This window comes from Roseateles sp. GW823-FHT07B05 (assembly GCF_058794515.1).
Genome location: NZ_JBXAGX010000004.1, coordinates 244,033 through 262,911 on the forward strand (window position 1 = coordinate 244,033; position 18,879 = coordinate 262,911).

The 18,879-nt window shown below is 72.0% G+C and carries 15 protein-coding genes; 7 read left to right on the top strand and 8 right to left on the bottom strand.

The annotated features are described in order from the left end of the window. Positions 1–81 precede the first annotated feature (81 nt). Together AC1Q7O_RS11345 and AC1Q7O_RS11350 are read right to left on the bottom strand one after the other, a co-directional pair. Complete coding sequence (locus AC1Q7O_RS11345; RefSeq protein ID WP_492659518.1) at positions 82–786, bottom strand: glutathione binding-like protein; 705 nt, start codon at positions 784–786, stop codon at positions 82–84. 72 nt (positions 787–858) lie between these two features. Continuing rightward, positions 859–1,332 (bottom strand): hypothetical protein, encoded by a 474-nt coding sequence (locus tag AC1Q7O_RS11350; protein ID WP_492659519.1) that lies wholly within the window; start codon positions 1,330–1,332, stop codon positions 859–861. Between the two features lie 39 nt (positions 1,333–1,371). Between AC1Q7O_RS11350 and ubiA the strand changes: the two genes are divergently transcribed. The 4 genes from ubiA (at position 1,372) to AC1Q7O_RS11370 (ending at position 6,464) form a co-directional block, all read left to right on the top strand. After that, a complete protein-coding gene (gene ubiA / locus AC1Q7O_RS11355; RefSeq protein ID WP_492659520.1) occupies positions 1,372–2,277 on the top strand; it encodes a 4-hydroxybenzoate octaprenyltransferase in 906 nt (301 codons plus the stop codon). 4 nt (positions 2,278–2,281) lie between these two features. Continuing rightward, on the top strand, positions 2,282–3,046 hold the full coding sequence (locus AC1Q7O_RS11360; protein ID WP_492659521.1) for a substrate-binding periplasmic protein: 765 nt from the start codon (positions 2,282–2,284) through the stop codon (positions 3,044–3,046). 70 nt (positions 3,047–3,116) lie between these two features. Beyond that, entirely contained in the window at positions 3,117–4,745 is a 1,629-nt protein-coding gene (locus tag AC1Q7O_RS11365; protein ID WP_492659522.1) for a S41 family peptidase, read from the top strand. A 63-nt stretch (positions 4,746–4,808) separates the two neighbouring features. Continuing rightward, on the top strand, positions 4,809–6,464 hold the full coding sequence (locus AC1Q7O_RS11370) for a S41 family peptidase (protein WP_492659523.1): 1,656 nt from the start codon (positions 4,809–4,811) through the stop codon (positions 6,462–6,464). A gap of 7 nt (positions 6,465–6,471) precedes the next feature. Here AC1Q7O_RS11370 and AC1Q7O_RS11375 read toward each other — a convergent pair whose 3' ends face one another. Further along, positions 6,472–7,053, bottom strand: coding sequence for a TetR/AcrR family transcriptional regulator (locus AC1Q7O_RS11375; protein WP_492659524.1), 582 nt, complete (start codon positions 7,051–7,053; stop codon positions 6,472–6,474). Positions 7,054–7,174: 121 nt separating this feature from the next. Between AC1Q7O_RS11375 and AC1Q7O_RS11380 the strand changes: the two genes are divergently transcribed. Next, positions 7,175–7,591 carry a 4-oxalocrotonate tautomerase gene (locus AC1Q7O_RS11380; RefSeq protein WP_492659525.1) on the top strand — a complete coding sequence of 139 codons (417 nt, stop codon included), beginning with the start codon at positions 7,175–7,177 and terminating at the stop codon, positions 7,589–7,591. Positions 7,592–7,618: 27 nt separating this feature from the next. Here the strand turns inward: AC1Q7O_RS11380 and AC1Q7O_RS11385 are convergent, their stop codons facing one another. From AC1Q7O_RS11385 to proC, 5 genes are all read right to left on the bottom strand, one after another. After that, the gene (locus tag AC1Q7O_RS11385) at positions 7,619–8,647 is read right to left on the bottom strand and encodes a Gfo/Idh/MocA family protein (RefSeq protein ID WP_492659526.1); all 1,029 of its coding nucleotides are present in this window, start codon (positions 8,645–8,647) and stop codon (positions 7,619–7,621) included. Further along, positions 8,637–9,791, bottom strand: coding sequence for an HPP family protein (locus AC1Q7O_RS11390; RefSeq protein WP_492659527.1), 1,155 nt, complete (start codon positions 9,789–9,791; stop codon positions 8,637–8,639). Before AC1Q7O_RS11390 ends, AC1Q7O_RS11385 begins: the two co-directional genes overlap by 11 nt. Positions 9,792–9,871: 80 nt before the next feature. Next, complete coding sequence (locus tag AC1Q7O_RS11395) at positions 9,872–10,420, bottom strand: hypothetical protein (RefSeq protein WP_492659528.1); 549 nt, start codon at positions 10,418–10,420, stop codon at positions 9,872–9,874. 186 nt (positions 10,421–10,606) lie between these two features. After that, complete coding sequence (locus tag AC1Q7O_RS11400; RefSeq protein ID WP_492659529.1) at positions 10,607–11,143, bottom strand: chorismate--pyruvate lyase family protein; 537 nt, start codon at positions 11,141–11,143, stop codon at positions 10,607–10,609. A 7-nt stretch (positions 11,144–11,150) separates the two neighbouring features. Further along, positions 11,151–11,969, bottom strand: coding sequence for a pyrroline-5-carboxylate reductase (gene proC / locus AC1Q7O_RS11405; RefSeq protein ID WP_492659530.1), 819 nt, complete (start codon positions 11,967–11,969; stop codon positions 11,151–11,153). A 40-nt stretch (positions 11,970–12,009) separates the two neighbouring features. Between proC and AC1Q7O_RS11410 the strand changes: the two genes are divergently transcribed. Further along, a complete protein-coding gene (locus tag AC1Q7O_RS11410) occupies positions 12,010–15,012 on the top strand; it encodes an ATP-binding protein (protein ID WP_492659531.1) in 3,003 nt (1,000 codons plus the stop codon). A 121-nt stretch (positions 15,013–15,133) separates the two neighbouring features. After that, positions 15,134–18,853, top strand: coding sequence for a beta strand repeat-containing protein (locus tag AC1Q7O_RS11415; protein ID WP_492659532.1), 3,720 nt, complete (start codon positions 15,134–15,136; stop codon positions 18,851–18,853). Positions 18,854–18,879 lie beyond the last annotated feature (26 nt).

Sequence of the window (18,879 nt, forward strand, 5' to 3'; positions counted from 1 at the left end):
ACGAGGCGCGATGGTAGAGACCGCCGCCATCGACTCACGGGCCGCGGGCCGTCCTATTTCACGGGAACGCCGCCTCGGTGCTCAGTCCCGCGCCGGAATCTTCATGCCGCGTTGCACGGCCGGCCGCGCCATGAAGGCCGCGCGCACGCGCTCGACATTGGCGAAGTCCGCGTAGCCCACCAGCTCGCCCGCACCGTAGAAGCCGATCAGGTTGTTGACCCACGGGAAGACGGCGATGTCCGCCACCGTGTATTCGTCACCCACCAGCCAGGTCTTGCCCTGCAGGTGCCTGTCCAGCACGGTCAGCAGCCGGCGGGACTCGGCCACGTAGCGGTCGCGCGGGCGCTTGTCCTCGAAGTCCTTGCCGGCGAACTTGTGGAAGAAACCCAGCTGGCCAAACATCGGCCCGACACCGCCCATCTGGAACATCAGCCACTGCAGCGCCTCGTAGCGGCGCGCGGGGTCGGCGGGCAGCAGGCGGCCGGTCTTCTCGGCCAGGTACACCAGGATGGCACCACTCTCGAACAACGGCAGCGGCACGCCGCCGGGGCCGTGCGGGTCGATGATGGCGGGGATCTTGTTGTTCGGGTTCAGCGACAGGAACTCGGGCGTGAGCTGGTCGTTGGTGTCGAACTTCACCAGGTGCGGCTCGTAGGCCAGGCCCAGCTCCTCCAGCGCGATGGACACCTTGACGCCGTTGGGCGTGGGCAGCGAGTACAGCTGCAGCACATCGGGCCGCGTGGCGGGCCATTTGCGGGTGATGGGGAAGTCGTTGAGCGTGGTCATGGCGGCTGGGGGGTAAGGAGAGTCGCCGCAATGTAGGTGCCGGCCGAGTGGCCGCAACGGCGATGGGGGATTTCAGCTTCGGGCAGCCGTCAGCCGGCGCGCGCCGTGGACCACCAGCGCCAGCAGGCCCGCCGCCACGCAGCCACCGTGCAGCACGGCCAGCGACACCACACGCCACAGCTCGTTGCCGGGGCTCCACGGCAGCAGCGGCCGGATGTCGGCATGCATGACGCTGTCCAGCAGCAAATGCGTCCAGGCACCCAGCAGCGCGCCGATGGCCACGCGGCGCAGCGTCAGGCCGGGCAGCCAGGCCAGCCCGGCGCGGCGCGCCCCCGAGAACGCCAGCACGAGTGCCAGCGCCACCAGCGAGGCGCCGATGTAGGTGTGCAGGAACGCATGCACCGGCTGGCGGCCCTGCACGAGGTTGTAGAGCGACTCCACGTCGATGACGACGTTGGCCGCACAAAACGCCAGAAAGCTGACCTGGCGCGGCGCGATGGCATGCAGTGCTGCCCCGGGACCGAAGTGGAAGGGGGTGATGGGCATGACGGCAAACCATACCTCGCCACGCGAGAAAATCCCCCCATGACCTCCACCGCTCCCGCCGCCACGCCCCCCAGCCGGCTCGCCCTCTACCTGCAGCTGATCCGCTGGGACCGCCCCGCCGGCTGGCTGCTGCTGCTGTGGCCCACGCTGGCGGCGCTGTGGATCGCCGCGGATGGCTTCCCCGGCTGGCACCTGCTGGCCGTGTTCACGCTGGGCACGGTGCTGATGCGCTCGGCCGGCTGCTGCATCAACGACGTGGCCGACCGCGACTTCGACAAGCATGTGAAGCGCACCGCCGCCCGGCCGGTGACGACGGGCGCCGTGTCGGTGAAGGAGGCGCTGGTGCTGGGCGCGGCGCTGGCGCTGGTGTCGTTCGGCCTGGTGCTGACGACCAACCCGCCGACCATCCTGCTGAGCTTCGCCGCGCTGGCCGTGGCCATCGCCTACCCGTTCGCCAAGCGCGTGCTGGCCATGCCGCAGGCGGTGCTGGGCGTGGCGTTCTCGTTCGGCATCCCGATGGCGTTCGCCGCGGCGCTGGGTGGCGCGGAGTGGCACCTGCGCTCGGTGCCGCTGTCGGCCTGGGGGCTGCTGGTGGCCAACCTGTTCTGGGTGCTGGCCTACGACACCGAGTACGCGATGGTGGACCGCGACGACGACCTGCGCATCGGCGTGCGCTCGTCGGCCATCGCGCTGGGCCGCTGGGACGTGGCCGGCATCATGGCCTTCTACGCCGCGTACCTGGCGATGTGGACGGGCCTGGGCCTGCGGCTGGGGCTGGGCCGCTGGTTCCTGGCCGGCATGGCGGTGGCGGCGGCGCAGGCGCTGTGGCACTACACCTTGATCCGCCGCCGCAGCCGCGCCGAGTGCTTCACGGCCTTCCGCGCCAACCACTGGCTGGGGCTGGCCGTGTTTGCCGGCACGGCGCTGGACCTGGCGCTGCGCTGACGCGATGACGAACACGAGGCGGCACTTCCTGGCCAGCGGCGGCGCGCTGCTGGCGGCAGCCGACGCACGCGCCACGGACACGGCGCCCACGCTGGTGCTGGTCAACGCCATCTACCCGCCGCTGGTGAACCCGCCGGGCGATGCCGGCGGCGAGGGTGTGGACATCGACATCGCCCGCGAGGCGCTGCGCCGCGGCGGCTACACCGGCGGCATCGAGCTGCAGTGGGTGCCGTGGAAGCGCGCCCTCTTCATGCTGGAGCGCGGCCTGGCGGACTTCACGACGACGATCAACTTCAGCACCGAGCGCGACCGCTTCCTGCGCTGGAGCAAGGCCTACCGCGCCGGCAAGCAGTACTACTTCTACACGCGCAAGGGCTCGGGGCTGCAGCTGCGCCGGCTCGGCGACCTGCGCGGCCTGCGGCTGGCGCTGAGCGACGGCTTCATCTACCCCCAGGCCGTGCTGGACGCCGCGACCGGCAAGCCCGAACTGGGCCGCAACGTGGCCGGCGCCGTGCAGCTGGTGGAGCGCGGCCGGGCGGACGTCGTCATCGCCACCGCGCTGGCCGGCGCCTGGGAGATCCACCAGCTGGGCCTGACCGAGCGCGTGGAGCGGCAGCCGCTGGAGCACTTCAACCCCGAGCCGACCTTCATGGCGTTCTCGGCCGCCAGCCCGCGCGCGGCCGCCGGGCTGGCGGCGATGAACGCCGGCCTGACCGGCATGCTGCGCGACGGCAGCATCGGCCACATCGAGAAACGCTATCTGCGCTGAGCGCCGTGGCGGCAAACCTGCGCCAGATTCCGCGTACATTGCTCCGCTCATTTCAGGGACTAGGACAAAGATGTCGACAGCGATTCGAGCGGCCGCCGTGCTGGCCACCGTGTTGGGCCTCGCCTTGAGCGGCTGCGGCGGCGGTGGGGGTGGCGGGGGCGGCACGACGGGGTCCACCGGGTCGACGGGCTCGACCGGCAACACGGGCAGTACCGGCAGCAGTGGCGCCGCCACGCCCGACCCCGCCGGCCCCTCGGCCAGCTTCGCGCAGCAGTGCGCGGCCGGCAACACGCTGGCCGCGGCCAACCTGCGCACGGGCACGCTGGACACCGAGAAGAAGTGGCTGCGCGCCTATGTCGACGAGGTCTACCTGTGGCGCGACGAGGTGCCCCGCGTCGACCCGTCGCTGCCGGCCTACGGCGGCAACAACGTGCAGGCCGCGATGGATGCGTACTTCGATGCGCTGCTGACGCCGCAGCGCACCGACTCCGGCGCCTACCGCGACCGCTTCAGCTTCACCTACCCCACCGCCAAGTGGAACGCGCTGTTCGACAGCGCCACCGAGGCCGGCTATGGCCTGGAATGGAAGATGACGCAGGACACGCCGCCGCGCCGCATCTACATCGCCCAGGTGGAGCCAGGCAGCCCCGCCGACGTGGCCGGCCTGCGCCGCGGCGACCAGCTGCTGACCGCCGACGGCACCAGCGCCGACGTGGCCGATGCCAGCGGCGTGGACCGGCTGACGGCCGCCATGTACCCCGACACGCTGGGCACGACGCGCACCTTCGTCTTCACGCGCACCGACGGCTCCACGATCACGCGCAGCCTGACCAGCGCCAACATCACCAAGACGCCGGTGCCGCTGTCCAAGGTGGTCACGACGCCGCTGGGCACCAAGGCCGGCTACCTGCTGTTCAACGACCACGTGGCGCCGTCAGAGGCGCAGCTCGTCACCGCCATGCAGGGTCTGCAGACCGCCGGTGTGCGCGAGCTGGTGCTGGACCTGCGCTACAACGGCGGCGGCTACCTCTACATCGCCAGCGAGCTGGCCGCGATGATCGCCGGCAGCACCGCGACCAGCGGCAAGGCCTTCGAGCGGCTGACCTACAACAGCCGGCGCAGCAGCGAGAACGAGACGACGCCGTTCTACACGACGTCCTGCTACCTCGTGAACGGCCGCTGCACGCGCGAGCAGGCGCTGCCGCAGCTGAGCCTGACGCGCGTCTACGTGCTGGCGCAGTCGGGCACCTGCTCGGCCAGCGAGGCTATCATCAACGGCCTGCGCGGCGTGGGCGTGGACGTGGTGCTCATCGGCGGCAAGACTTGCGGCAAGCCCTATGGCTTCAACGGCAAGGACAACTGCGGCGTGACCTACCTGCCCATCGAGTTCGTCGGCGTCAACGCCAAGGGCTTCGGCGACTACTCGGACGGCTTCGAGCCGACCACCGGCGCCGACACCGGCACCCGCTTCGTCAAGGGCTGCACCGTGGCCGACGACCCGGCCCACGCGCTGGGCGACACCACCGAGGCCATGCTCGCCACCGCGCTGGGCCACCTGGACACGGGCCGCTGCCCGGTGCTGCCGGGTGCCTCGGGCGCGACGATGCAGGCGCAGTCCTCGCCCACCGGCGAGGGTGCGACGCCGCTGCTGGCGCGCCGCCACCCGGGCCGCGACAACCGCGTGCGCCTGCCACGCTAGGGCCTGCCGAGAGGGGGCCTGTGAATCGGCTTACATTGCCGCGAGTCAGCTGGGAGTGAAGTGATGACGAATGCAATCCGCGGGACCTGGGCACTGGCCATGGCCGTCGGCCTGGCCCTGGCCGGCTGCGGCGGTGGCGGCGGGGGTGCCGGCACGCCCATCCTGGGCGGCTCGACGGCGGGGTCGTCGGGTTCTTCCGGGTCGTCGGGCTCGTCCGGGTCCAGCGGCTCCACGGGCAGCACCGGCAACACCTCGCCCGACCCGCAGGGCCCGTCGGCCAGCTTCGCGCAGCAATGCGCCGCCAACAACACGCTGGCCGCGGCCAACCTGCGCACGTCCACGCTGGACACCGAGAAGAAATGGCTGCGCGCCTACTTCGACGAGGCCTACCTGTGGCGCGACGAGGTGCCGCGCGTGGACCCGAGCGGCGCCGGCTACAGCGGCAGCGACGTCGCCGTCGCGATGGACAACTACTTCGAGGCGCTGAAGTCGCCCAACCTGACCGACACCGGCCAGCGCCGCGACCGCTTCAGCTTCACCTACGCCACCGACAAGTGGAAGGCGCTCAGCGACAACGCCGTCGAGGCCGGCTACGGCATCGAGTGGAAACTGACGAGCCCGACGCCGCCGCGGCGCATCCGCGTCGCCTTCGTGGAACCCGGCAGCCCGGCCGACCTGGCGGGCCTGGTGCGCGGTGACGAACTCACCACGGTGGACGGCACCAGCGCCGACGCCGGCGACGAGGCCGGCGTCGACAAGCTGAACGCCGCCATGTACCCGAGCGCGCTCAACGCGCCGCACAGCTTCGTCTTCACGCGCGCCAACGGCACGTCCATCACGCGCAGCCTGACCAGCGCCAGCATCACCAAGACGCCCGTGCCCCTGGCCCGCGTCGTCACGACGCCGCTGGGCACCAAGGCCGGCTACCTGCTGTTCAACGACCACGTCGCGCCGGCCGAGGCCCAGCTCATCGACGCGATGCGCGGCTTCCAGACGCAGGGCGTGCAGGAGCTGGTGCTGGACCTGCGCTACAACGGCGGCGGCTACCTCTACATCGCCGCCGGGCTGGCGCAGATGGTGGCCGGCAGCGCACGCACCAGCGGCCAGGCCTTCGAGACGCTGCGCTTCAGCGCCAAGCGTGCCGCCGAGAACGAGGTCACGCCGTTCTACACGCAGTCCTGCATCATGATCGGCGGCCGCTGCACGCGCGAGGAGCCGCTGCCCACGCTGAACCTGAACCGCGTCTACGTGCTGGCGCAGTCGGGCACCTGCTCGGCCAGCGAGTCCATCATCAACGGCCTGCGCGGCGTGGGCGTGGACGTGGTGCTCATCGGCGGCAAGACTTGCGGCAAGCCCTATGGCTTCACGGCCAAGGACAACTGCGGCATCAGCTACTTCCCGATCGAGTTCGCCGGCGTCAACGCGCAGGGCTTTGGCGACTACGCGGACGGCTTCGAGCCCACCACCGGCGGCACCGCCGGCACGCGCTTCGTGAAGGGCTGCAGCGTGTCCGACGACTTCGGCCGCGCATTGGGCGACACCACCGAGGCCATGCTCGCCACCGCACTGGGCCATGCCGACCGCGGCAGCTGCCCGGTGCTGCCCGGCGCCAGCGGCGCGACGGTGCGCGCGCAGAGCGCCGGCAACGGCGAAGGCGGCCTGGCGATGACGCTCAAGCGCAATCCGGCTCGCAGCAACCGGATCTGGATACCGCGCTGACCGCGCCTCAGCCGCGAAGCCCGCGGCCGTTGAGCAGTACGCGAGCGATGGCATCTGCCACCTGCTCCGCTGCCGGCTCTGTTGCCATGGCGCGGCCCAGTGACACCGCGCCCACCAGCATGGCAAGCGCCGCCAACGCGGACTCAAGGCGCTGCGGCTTGTCCGGGGATGCGGGACCGTCCACCACCGTCCGCGCCACCGCGCCAAGGCCCGCCTCGAACACTGCACGATCCTCCTCGCCGGCCCGCGCCACCTCCGGCGCCAGGCTCTGCAGGCTGCAGCTCTCGCCAAGATCACAGCTGCGCTTGTCGGTCAGGTAGAAGCGGACGAAGCGCTCCCACCACGTATCTGCAAACGACTGCTGGAAGTAGCGCACGCCCGCGTCCAAGTCGGCCAGCCCGCCCTCGACGGCAGCCCGGAAAGCCTCCTGCTTGGACCCGAAATGCACATAGAAGGCGCCTGACGTCACGCCAGCGGCCTTGGCCAAACCATCGACCCCGACGCCGCCATACCCGCTGCGCCGGAAGCTGCGCCCGGCCGCTTCCAGGATACGCCCCCGTGTCTGCGCCTTCTGCTCCTGTCTCGACATCGATGTCCCCGCTGTTGATGACTTGGAACACAGTCTAGTTGACGAGATAACGATCGTTATCTAATCTCGGATAACGGTCGTTATTCCAACGACCGTTGATTCGCAACTCACAGGAGCATCCATGCCCATCACCCTCACCCTGACCGAAGGCGTTCTTCCCGCTGGCAGCGAAAAGCAGGCCATTGGGGAGCTGACGCACGCGCTGCTGGCAAGCCACGGCCTGAGCGGCAACAAGGTCATGACACCCAACGTCACCGCCCACCTGCACGTGCTGCCCAGGGGCCGCACGTTCGCGGCCGGCGAGGAGGTCGACGGCGCATGGCTGGAAACGAAGACACCCGCCTTCGCGCTCGCAGACCGCGGCGTGCAGCAGGCCTTCTTCGCGAGTGCGATCGAGATCCTGCAGCGCTTGTCCAACGGGCGCCTGCAGGTCGCGAACATCTGGACGAACGGCGTACATGCCGTCGACGGTACCTGGAGCCTGGGCGGCCGGGCCCTCTCCAACGCCGAACTGGGTCAGGCCATCAGCGAAGGCTGATCCCGCAGGGCTGGGCGTACGGCCGCGTCAGCCCTTCTTGTTCACGCCACCCGGGAGCTTCTCCCGGATCGCGTCGCTCCAGCGCAGCAACCCCAGCGTCTCGCTGTGCGGCATGCGCGGGCTCTCCAGCAGGCCGGCGCGGATGCAGGCCTGCGCCTCGGCGATCTCGCCTTCGAAGCCGTTGCGCACGTGCGGCGCGTCGAAGCGCTGGGCCGGCGCCTTGCGCGTGACCAGCTCCACCGCCTCGGAGCCCCAGAAGTCCACCGGGAAGCGCAGCCCGGCCTTGGCGCCCAGCGCCTCGAACGCGTTCACCGACGACGCATCGAAGCCGCAGCGGAACTGCGACGTGATGCCGCCGGGGAAGTGGAAGGTGGCCGTCACCGACGCGTCCACGCCGGTGGTCGCCAGTGTGGCGGCCACGTCGATACGCTCCGGCTCGGGGCACTCGCCGCCGTTGAACTGCTGCAGCACCCAGCGCGTGACGACCAGGTTATAGATGCCGATGTCCCACAGCGAACCACCGGCCAGCGCCGGGTTCCAGTTGCGGTGCGACGGGTCGAAGGCCGACGAGAAGCAGAAGCTGGACTGCATCGCCCGCAGCTCGCCGATGGCGCCCTCGCGCAGCAGCCGGCCGGCCAGCTCGTAGGCCGGCAGGAAGCGCGTCCACACCGCCTCCATCAGGAACACGCCCTTTTCGCGGGCCAGGGCGATGAGGGCCTGGCCCTCTTCCAGCGACGTCACCAGCGGCTTCTCGCACAGCACCGGTTTGCCGGCCAGCAGCGCGGCGCGGACGTACTCGCCGTGGTGGGAGTGCGGCGTGGCGATGTAGACGGCGTCCACACCGGGGTCGGCCAGCAGGTCTGCCAGCGCTGTCGTCACGCGCGCCGGCGCACCGGGCTGCTGCCACTGGTCGGCATAGGCCTGGCCCTTGGCAGCGTCGCGCGCGAACACGGCCGCCAGGCGTGCGCCCGGCACGGCGGCCAGCGCGCCGGCAAAACGGTTGGCGATGCCACCGGGGCCGATGACGCCCCAGTTGAAGGTGTGCTCATGGGCCATGGCTGAGTGCCTTTACGAGGTCTGACTGCGTGAGGATGCCGACGAGCCGGGCCTGCTCGCCGACGATGGGAAGGTGGTGGTGGCCGGTGGCCGAGAACAGCGGCACCAGTTCGGCGATGGCGCGCTCGGCGCTGGCCACGCGCACCTGGCGCGTCATGATCTGGCCCACCACCTCGGGCTTGGTGGAGTGCGTCGAGGGCGACGGTTTCAGCAGCGTCTGCAGCCGGCCCGCGAAGCCTTCGCGCTGCTCCGCCTCGGCGGCGCGCATGAAGTCGGCCCGCGTGACGATGCCGACGATGCGCTGCACGCGGTCCACCACCGGCAGCGCCTTGATGCGGTGCTGCTGCAGCAGCGCCCAGGCCTCGGCCAGCGGCGTGCCGAACTCGACGGTGATGACGGGCGTGGACATGATGTCCGCGCAGCGCAGCCCGCCCAGCCGGTTGCGGTAGCTGAGCAGCTCGGCCTCGTGCAGCAGGCCGGCGAGGTCGTCGCGCGGCACGTCCAGCACCTGGTTGTAGCGGGCCAGCACCTCGTTGAGCTCGGCATCGCCGAAGCGCGGCGGCGCCACCTGCGCGCCGGCGGGCGCCGGCGGCGCGGCCTGCACGTTCTGCGCGTGCGGGTAGCGGCGACCGGTCAGCGTGTTGTAGGCCATGCCGGCCAGCACCAGCAGCAGCGAGTTCAGCGCCACCGGCTCGAAGGCGACCCGCCAGTCGTGCGTGGCCGTCAGCACCATCAGCAGCGCCGCGGCGCCGCCGGGCGGGTGCAGGCAGCGCAGCAAGAACATCGTGCCGATGGCCAGTGCCACCGCCACGGCGGCCGTGGGCAGCGCCGGCAGCGGCAGCCAGTTCATGCAGGCGATGCCCACCAGCGCCGACAGCATGTTGCCGCCGACGACGGCCCAGGGCTGCGCCAGCGGGCTGGCCGGCACGCCGAACACCAGCACGGCGCTGGCACCGATGGGCGCCACCAGCCAGGGCAGGCCCGCCGGCATCTCGGCGCGGCTCAGCAGCCCTGCCAGCAGCAGGCCCAGCCCCGCGCCGAGCACGACGCGCAGCCTCTCGCGCGCATTGACGGCCTGCGGCGCGGGCCGCAGCGCGTTCAGCAAGGCGAGAAGTCGTTCAGGCAGGGAGGCGGCGAGGGACATGGGCGGACCGGGCGCAAAGCCAAGCCGACGATTGTGTCCGCCACCGGCGCCTGCGCCGGTTCAACCGGGTTTCAGGCCATTCAGCCCTTGCCCAGCAGGCTGGCCATCTCCGCCTTCAGCAACTGGGCCTGGGCGCGGCGCTCCTTGGTCGCGGCGCGCTGGTAGGCGGCCTCGGCCTTCTCGCGCAGCGCGATGGCGCGCTCCAGCGCCTCCTGGTAGCGCTCGATGGTGTAGGTGTTCTCGGTGCCGATGTAGACGCTGCGCGCCAGCGGCGTGTCGCCGAAGCGGGGTAGGGTTACCGCGAAGCTGCAATCACGGACACGACTTCCCGCACGCTGGCGAACGATAGGGCCGGAGATGCCCGACGGCAGGTCGCTCTGCTTCTTGCGGCTGGGCGTGCGGCGCAGGCGCGACGGCGCCGGCAACGTCGCGATGCGCTTGAGCAATTCCTTGGTGGCCAGGGCCAGCGCCTTGCGGGCACCGGTGCCGTCCTGGCTGTGGTCGGAGAACAGCTTGGTGCCGCCGTAGCGCAGCTGCCAGCCATGGGTGGAAAGATGATCGATGCGCTGAATGCACTGCGGCACGACAAAGCGCTCGCCGGTGAAGATCGCCACGTCACGGGTCTTCATGATTGCCCCACTCTTTTTATGCCTGCCTTTGCTGTGCTGCGGCAGGTCGTCTAACGCCCCTCTGCTGCGGCAGAGTTTATGGGTGCTCCGCCACGGGCCGCGAATAAATGAGCCCGTGGAAACATTTTCATCCTCGAAAAGTCAGCTGCCGGACAGCTAAACCCCCAACTGAGGGGGCCAGCCGTCCTAGGGTCTGCCCGGACGGTGGCAGCTCAGGCCCGGGGCGAACAGCTCCATGACGCGAAGCTGCGCGCCGCCGCGGCTGAACACCGAGTGGCGCGACCACAGCATCTGCGCCGGCATGGCCGTGCCGGTGGCGGCCTGCCACTGGCGCGCGGCGTGGCGGCGCGTGTGGCCGTGGCGGGACAGCCGGCGCGGCTGCAGCTCGCTGCGGTGGATGCGGTAGTCGTCGTACAGCAGGTGGGCCAGCGGCTTGGTGCCCAGGCCCTTGAGCGCGCGCCACGGCCCGGTGGTGGCGCGCTGGTGCACGGCCGAGCGGGCCCAGACCAACGGCTCACCGTCCACCCGCAGGATGACCTCGCGCACCACCGTGAGGCCACGCGGCGGCAGGCCCAGCGCAGCCCGCTCCAGCGCGCGGAACGGCGCGACGCGCTGGCGCAGCAGCTGCACGCTGAAGCGCTCGCCCAGGCGCGCCAGGCGGCGACTCAGCGAACCGGGGGCGCGCAGCCAGTCGCGCAGGCTGTCTCTCGTCGAAATGCCCATGGGCGCTTCAGCCGAACTCCCGGCCCAGCTCGGCGGCGCGCTGCTGCGCGGCGATGACCGCGCGGCGGATCGCGGCGTCCACGGCATCGGCCTGCAGCGACGTGATGGCCGCATGCGTGGTGCCACCCTTGCTGGTGACGCGCTCGCGCAGCGTCGTGGGCGACTCGTCGGACGCCAGGCCCAGTGCCGCGGCGCCGGCGCAGGTGGCCAGCGCCAGCCGGCGACCCTGCTCGGCGGTCAGGCCCATGTCCTGCGCCGCGGCCATCATGGCCTCGACAAAGAAGAAGAAATACGCCGGGCCGGAGCCCGACAGCGCCGTCACGGCGTCCAGGTCGTCCTCGCGGTCCACCCACAGCGTCTGGCCCGTGGGCTTGAGCAGCTGCTCCACCGACGCACGCTCCTGCGCCGACACCGCCGGCCGCGCGTACAGCCCGGCGATGCCCTGGCCGATCAGCGCCGGCGTGTTGGGCATGCTGCGCACGATGCGCTCGCTGCCGGTCAGCTTCACCAGCGACGCCGACGGGATGCCCGCCATCACCGACAGGTGCAGCGCCCCGCCCAGCCAGGCCTGCAGCGGCTCGGCCGCGGCGGTGAACAGCTGCGGCTTGACGGCCCAGACGACCGTGCCGGCGCGCGCCAGTGACGCATCGCCGGCGGCCAGCGCTTGGATGCCAAGGTCGGCGCGCAGCTTGTCGCGCTGGGCCTCGTGGGGCTCGACGACGATGACGTCGGCCGGCCGGACCTGGCGCGCGCGCAGCAGGCCGCCGAGGATGGCGCCGGCCATGTTGCCGCCGCCGATGAAGGCCAGGGTGTACGCTGGAGTCATGGGCCGCGAGTCTAGGGCCTGGGCGACACTGCGGCCCACCATGCTGCGCCTGCTGACGCCACCCGCCTGGGCCCCCGAGGGCGCCCCTGCCCTGCCCCTGCCGGCCACCGTGCCTGCTGCGCTCATCGTCGTGCTGGCCGCCAGCGAGGCCGGCCTGCCGCGCGAGCGCCTGGCCGCGCTGTTCTGGCCCGATGCCAGCGCCACCGACGCGCTGCACCACCTGCGCGTCAACCTGCACCGCGCCCGCGCGCTGCTGCGCGGCTGGGGCGCGGCCGACAGCCTGCAGGCGCAGGGCCAGCAGCTGCGCCTGGACCTGCCCACCGACCTCGACGCCCCGGCCGACACGCCGCCGCCGGACCCCGCCGACTGGCCGCCCGCCTGGCGCCTGGCCGGCTACGACGGTTTCTCGCAGTGGTGCCGCGACACCGCCCAGGCGCTGCGCCGGCGCCAGCTGCGCGACAGCCGCCAGGCCCACGCGGCGGCCGGCGCCGCCCCCGCGCCGCCGGCCCGCGAGGCCCTGCACCGCCAGCTGCGCCACAGCACGGCCCCCGCGCTGCTGCTGCTGGGCGAGCCGGGCGCCGGCAAGAGCACGCTGCTGACCGCCGCCTTCCCGCACGCGCCCTGCCTGCGCGGGCTGGAAGGCTTGCACGGCATGCCCTTCCGGCCACTGCTGGACGCGCTGCGCACCCGCCTGCCCGCGCTGCAGGCCGCGCTGGACGACCCGCTCGGCGCGCTGCGCCCCTACCGGCTGGACCTGGCCCGGCTGCTGCCCGAGCTGGCGCCCGACGAGCCGCTGCCGGCACTGGACGCTCTCACCGCCCAGGCCCGGCTGGCGGAGGCGCTGACGCGCGCCTTCGAGGCGCTGGCCCCCGTGCTGCTGGTGGACGACCTGCAGTGGTGCGACACCGCCACCGTCGAATGGCTGCTGCTGCTGGCCCATGGCGACCGCCTGCGCTGGCGCGCCGCGGCGCGTCGCCACGAAATGGGCGCCGCGCTGCAGCAGGCGCTGCAGCCGCTGCACGGCACCGGCCGGCTGGAAACGCTGGACCTGCCCGCCCTCACACGCGCCGACCTCCCCGCCGTCTGCCGCGCCCGCTGGCCCGACAGCGACTTCGGCGCCGAGCAGCTGGACCGCCTGCACGACCTCAGCGCCGGCAACCCCTTCGCACTGGGCGAGCTGGTGGCCGCCGGCGCGCCGGCCGTGGCGGGCGGCGACGCGCTGCCCCAGCGCGTGCGGCAGATGGTGCAGCGCCGCCTGCAGGCGCTGCCCGCGCTGGCGCGCAAGACCGTGGAGGCCGCCGCGGTGTTCGTGCAGCCCGTGCCCGAAGACGGCCTGCGCCGCCTGCTGGGCCTGCCCGCCGGTGCGGCCGGCGATGCAGACTGGGCCACGGCGCGCGACCAGGCGCTGGCCGCCGGCATGCTGCGCGCCCAGTCCCCGGGGCTGGCCTGCAGCCACGACCTCATCCGCACCGCCACCGTCGCCGACCTGGCCGCGCCGCGCCGCGCGGCCCTGCACCGCCATGCCGCGCTGTGGCTGGCCCACCAGCCCTGGGCCGACGCCATGGCCATCGCCGAGCACTGGCGCGCTGCCGGCGAGCCGCAGACCGCGCTGGCCTGGCGCCACCAGGGCGCCGAACAGCTGAAGGCGCGCGGCCGCTTCGACGAGGCCTGCGCCGTCTGGCGCGAGGTGGCAGACGAATCGCTGGACCTGGCCCAGTCGCTGCGCGCGCGGCTGGAGCTGGCCGCCTGCGACCTGCTGGAAGACCTGGCCCGCGGCGAGGCTGCGCTGACCGCCATCCAGGCCCAGCTCGACGGCGTGGCCGACCCCGAGCAGCACCGCCTCATCGAGGGCCGGCTGCGTGCCGCGCTGGTGGACAACCGCGTGTTCGCCGGCGACCTGGCCCAGGCCGTCCATCACGCCGCGCGGCTGCGCGAGCTGCTGCCGGCGCTGCCCGAGGGCGAGCGCATTCACGCCTACGAGGTGCTCATCGAGCTGGCCATGCGCGAGCCCGACATCCCGGCCGCCTGGGCGCTGCTGGCGCGGCTGCGCGAGGCCGCGCCGCGGCTGCCCGCGCTGCTGAGCTTCGAGGGCCAGATCCACTGGTTCGGCGGCCAGGTGCGCGCTGCGCACGACGCGCTGGCGCGGCTGCTGGAACGCCACCCCGACCACTGCCGCGGCCTCACCATCGAGAACGACCTGGCCGTCATGCTGCACGCGCTGGGCGAGGTGGGGCAGGCCGAGGTGATGGCGCGCCGCAGCCTGCAGAGCTGGGCCGGCGTGGCCCACACCGAGACGCTGTCGCTGCTGGTGCTGGGCAGCGTGCTGACCACGGCCGGCCGCCATACCGAGGCCGAGGCCGCCCTGGCGCAGGCGCTCACGCTGGCGCAGGCCCAGGCCAGCGCCGGCTTCGAGGCCGAGGCCCGCGTGCGCCAGGCGCGGCTGCTGCTGCAGTGCGGCCAGCACGACGACGCCGCCCGGATGCTGGCCGCCGCCGCGCCGCTGCTGCGCGACAGCCGGGAGCCGCTGCGCGTGTCGAACTGGGTGCTGATGACCACGCTGACCGCCACCGCCCGGGGCCTGACGCCGGACGCCGACGACATCGCGCGCCTGCGCGACGCCAGCGCCCGCCTGCAGCACCCGATGGTCCAGGCCCGCGAGGCCCGCGTCGACGTGGCGCTGGCGCTGGCCGCCGGCAACGGCCCGGCCGCCCTGGCCGCCGCCGAACGCCAGGCCGCCGTGGCCCGCAGCCACGGCCTGCAGGAATGGGCCGCCGAGGCGGCGCTGCTGCAACTGCGCGCCCGCCAGCTGCTGGGCGAGCCCGTCGCGGTGCTGCGGCCGCTGGCGCAGGACATCGAGGCCCAGGCAGCGGCCAAGGGCTACGCCGAGCTGCAATGGCGCGCGGCCGCCTGGCTGGCCGCCCACGGCGGCAATGCCGCCGACGCCCGCCGCGCCCGCGCCGCGCTGGCGGTGCTGCGCGGCCCCGAGCGGCCACCGCTGTTCGACGCCGACGCCGCCGCCCGCCGCGAGCCGCGCTGGGGCTGAGACCTCGGGGCGTCCCCTGCGCAGGTTCCCCTGGGCGCGGGGGGTGCACAAGCCAAAGCAGTGCCTGTTGGCCACACGGCTGAGACGCCGCTGAGACGCCGGCCGGGGAGCATCCAGCGCCATGAGCCGCTACCGTCACCCCCTGTCCCGCATCGCGCTCGCGCTGCTGGCCCTGACCTCCACCGCCCTGGCCTCGGCCGGCACCGTCACCTGGACCGGCCCGCAGGGCGGCAACTGGGCGGATGCCGCGAACTGGAGCGGCGGCGTGCTGCCCACGTCAGGGGACGACGTCCAGCTGGGCACGTTCGACACGGTCATCACCATCCCGGCGACTCTGGCCCACCGCGTGACAGGCACCGGAACGCTGCAACTTCTCAGCTCTGGCAACGCCTTGGCCCTCAGCGGCGACAGCACACTGGGCGGCCTGACGATGGGAATGACGAGCGGGCGATTTACCAGCAGCGCGAACACCGTGATCACGGGCCAACTGAACTGGCGCTCTGGCAACTTCAACGGTCTGGGTACGACACGTGTCGAAGGCTCGGCAACGCTGGATCTGTCCAGCGGCGGCGTACTCGAGACAGGCCACACACTGCTGCTGAACGGCAGCAACCACGCCCGGGCAGACGGTACCGGCTTCAATGCTTTGGGCATCGGCAGCAACGCACGCCTGGTGAATGCCGGCAACTGGCTGGACCAGACCAGCGCCAACACGACCTACACCAATCCCTTCGCCGGTGGCCTGGGCAAATTTGACAACACAGGCAGCTTCACCAAGGCAACGGCGACGGTCACCACCTTTGCCCAGGGTGTGCTGTTTGCCAACAGCGGCGCGGTGAACGTCAACGCAGGCACGCTGCGGCTGGCCGGCAGTTTCAGCAACGACGGACTGATCAACGTGGCCAGTGGTGCAGAACTGCACGGTGCCATCGCCAACTTCGCCAACGCCGGCACGCTGGCCGGCACCGGCACCGTGCGGGCGCTGACCTCGCTGCGCAATGCCGGCACCCTGGCGCCCGGCGGCGTGAGCCAGGTCGGCACGCTGCAGCTGCTGGGCAACCTGGTGAACACCGGCACGCTGAACGTGGACCTCACGCGCAACGTGGCCGACGAGTTCGTCGTCGGTGGCGTTGCGACGCTGGGCGGCACGCTAGGCCTGGCTGTGCTGGACGGCCAGCGGCTCGCGCGCGGCAGCCAGTTCACCGTCATGAGCTGGAGCGCACGAACGGCAGGCAGCGAGTTCGCGGCGCTGGACTTCTCGCAGGCCTCGGGCTACCGCTTCGCCACCACTTACGGCGCGACCGGCCTGAGCGTGACCGTCACGGGCGTGCCGTTCAACTGGACGGGCGCGGCAGCCGGCGGCGTCTGGGACGTGGCCAACAACTGGAACAGCGGCAGCGACGGCCTGCCGCAGGCCGGCGACACCGTGCTGCTGGGCGGCGCCAACACCGTGATCCGCAACACCCGATCGATGGGCGCCGCGACCGTCAACGGCACCGGTACCCTGGCCATCAACAGCGGCGCCACGCTCACGCTGAGCGACAGCGCCAGCCTGGGCGGCCTGAACCACAGCGGCACGCTGAACAACACCGGCCGCGTAGTTGTCACGGGAGCCAGCACCCTCTCAGGCGCCATCCTCAGCGGCGCTGGCACCACACGCTATGAGGGCGCGCTCGCCATCCAGGGCAATACCAGCGTCCTGCAAAGCGGGCAGGTCCTCGAAGCGGCGGGCACGACCACGGTGCAGGGCAACACCGTCACCGGCCTGTCTGTCAGCACCGGTGCGCGCATCGTCAACCAGGGCACGTGGGTCGATGCCGCAAGCGCCAACAGCAGCGTGAGCGGCAACAGCGGCACGAGCGTCTTTGACAACCAGGGCAGTTTCACCAAGACCAGCAGCACCACCTCCACCATCGGCGGCTTCGGCCTGACCTTCAACAGCAGCGGCAGCGTCAACGTCGATGCTGGCACCCTGCGCTTGGTTGCCAGCGGTGCGAGCACCGGGCAGATCCGCATCGCCAGTGGCGCCACGCTGGACTTTGCCGGCAGCGCTGCCACCTTTGGCTTGAACCACAACGTGACCAACGCCGGCACCTTCCAGGTCGGCGCCGGCGTCGTCAACGCGGCGCAAGGCCTCGAGCTGGGCGGCAACACCGTCATCACCAACGGCCGCCTCAACCTGGCCGGCAGCAGCCAGTTCGACAACCTGTCCTTCGTCGGCAGCGGCACGCTGAACAACAACGGCACCCTCGTCGTCACCGGCCCCACCACCTGGGGCGGCAGCGTGTTCTCCGGCACCGGCACCACGCGGCTGGAAGGCCCGGTGGCCCTGGCCGGCGCCAGCTCCAGCGCCCTCAGCGGCGGCATGCTGGTGATGGCCGGCACCACCACGCAGACCGGCACCGGCGGCATCAACATCAACGCCAGCAGCGCCCGCCTCGTCAACGAGGGCACCTGGCTGGACCAGGCCAGCGGCAACACCAGCATCGGCGGCAGCGGGGCCCGCTTCGACAACAGCGGCAGCTTCACCAAGACGGGCGCCTTCACCACCACCATCGGCAGCTTTGGCACCGCCTTCAACAACAGCGGCAACGTCAACGTGAACGCGGGCACGCTCAGCCTGGCGGGCGGCGGCGCCAGCACGGGCCGCATCGCCATTGCCAGCGGCGCCACGCTGGACTTCACGAGCAGCGCGGCCTACAGCCTCAACCGCCAGGTCGGCAACGCCGGCACGTTCCAGATGCGGGGCGGCATCGTCACGGCCGCCGAGGGGCTGGCGCTGGGCGGCAACACCGTCATCACCAACGGCCGCCTCAACCTGGCCGGCAGCAGCCAGTTCGACAACCTGGCCTTCGTCGGCAGCGGCACGCTGAACAACAACGGCACCCTGGTGGTGACCGGCCCCACCACCTGGGGCGGCAGCGTGTTCTCCGGCAACGGCACCACGCGGCTGGAAGGCCCGGTGGCCCTGGCCGGCGCCAGCTCCAACACCCTCAGCGGCGGCACGCTGGTGCTGGCCGGCACCACCACGCAGACCGGCAGCGGCAGCATCAACATCAACACCAGCAGCGCCCGCCTCGTCAACGAGGGCACGTGGCTGGACCAGGCCGGCGGCAACACCAGCATCGGCGGCAGCGGGGCCCGCTTTGACAACACCGGCCGCTTCATCAAGACCGGCGCGTTCACGACCGCCATCGGCAGCTTTGGCACCGCCTTCAACAACACCGGCACGGTGGACGTGCAGGCCGGCAAGCTGCAGGTGGCCTCGGGCTTCAACAACCAGGGCTTGCTGACTGTAGCGGCAGGCGCGGAGCTGCACGGCACCGTCAGCGCCTTCGCCAACGCCGGCACCCTGGCCGGCGACGGCACGGTGCGCGCGGCCGACCGCCTCACCAACACCGGCACCCTGGCCGCCGGCGGCCTGAACGATGCCGGCACGCTGACGCTGCTGGGCGGCCTGACGCAGCAAGCCAGCGGCACCTTCCTGGTGGACCTGGGCAGCACGGAGGCCGGCGGCTTCGACCTGCTGAGCATCAGCGGCGCCACCACGCTGGGCGGCACGCTGGCCGTGAACCTGCTGGCAGGCGCGCATTTCAACGTCGGCGACAGCTTCACGGTGATGACCTGGAACCAGCGCCTGGGCAACAGCCAGTTCGCCAGCCTGGACCTCACCCAGGCCGGCGGCTATGGCTTCGAGGCCGACTACGGCGCCAACAGCCTGACGCTGCGCGTGATGACCGCCCCCGTACCCGAACCCGGCAGCTGGGCCTTGATGGCCGCCGGCCTGGCGGGCCTGGGCGCGCTGCAGCGCCGCCGTCGCCACGCGCCGACCACCGCTTGAACGCACCGTTTGCCAACTTCTTCTGT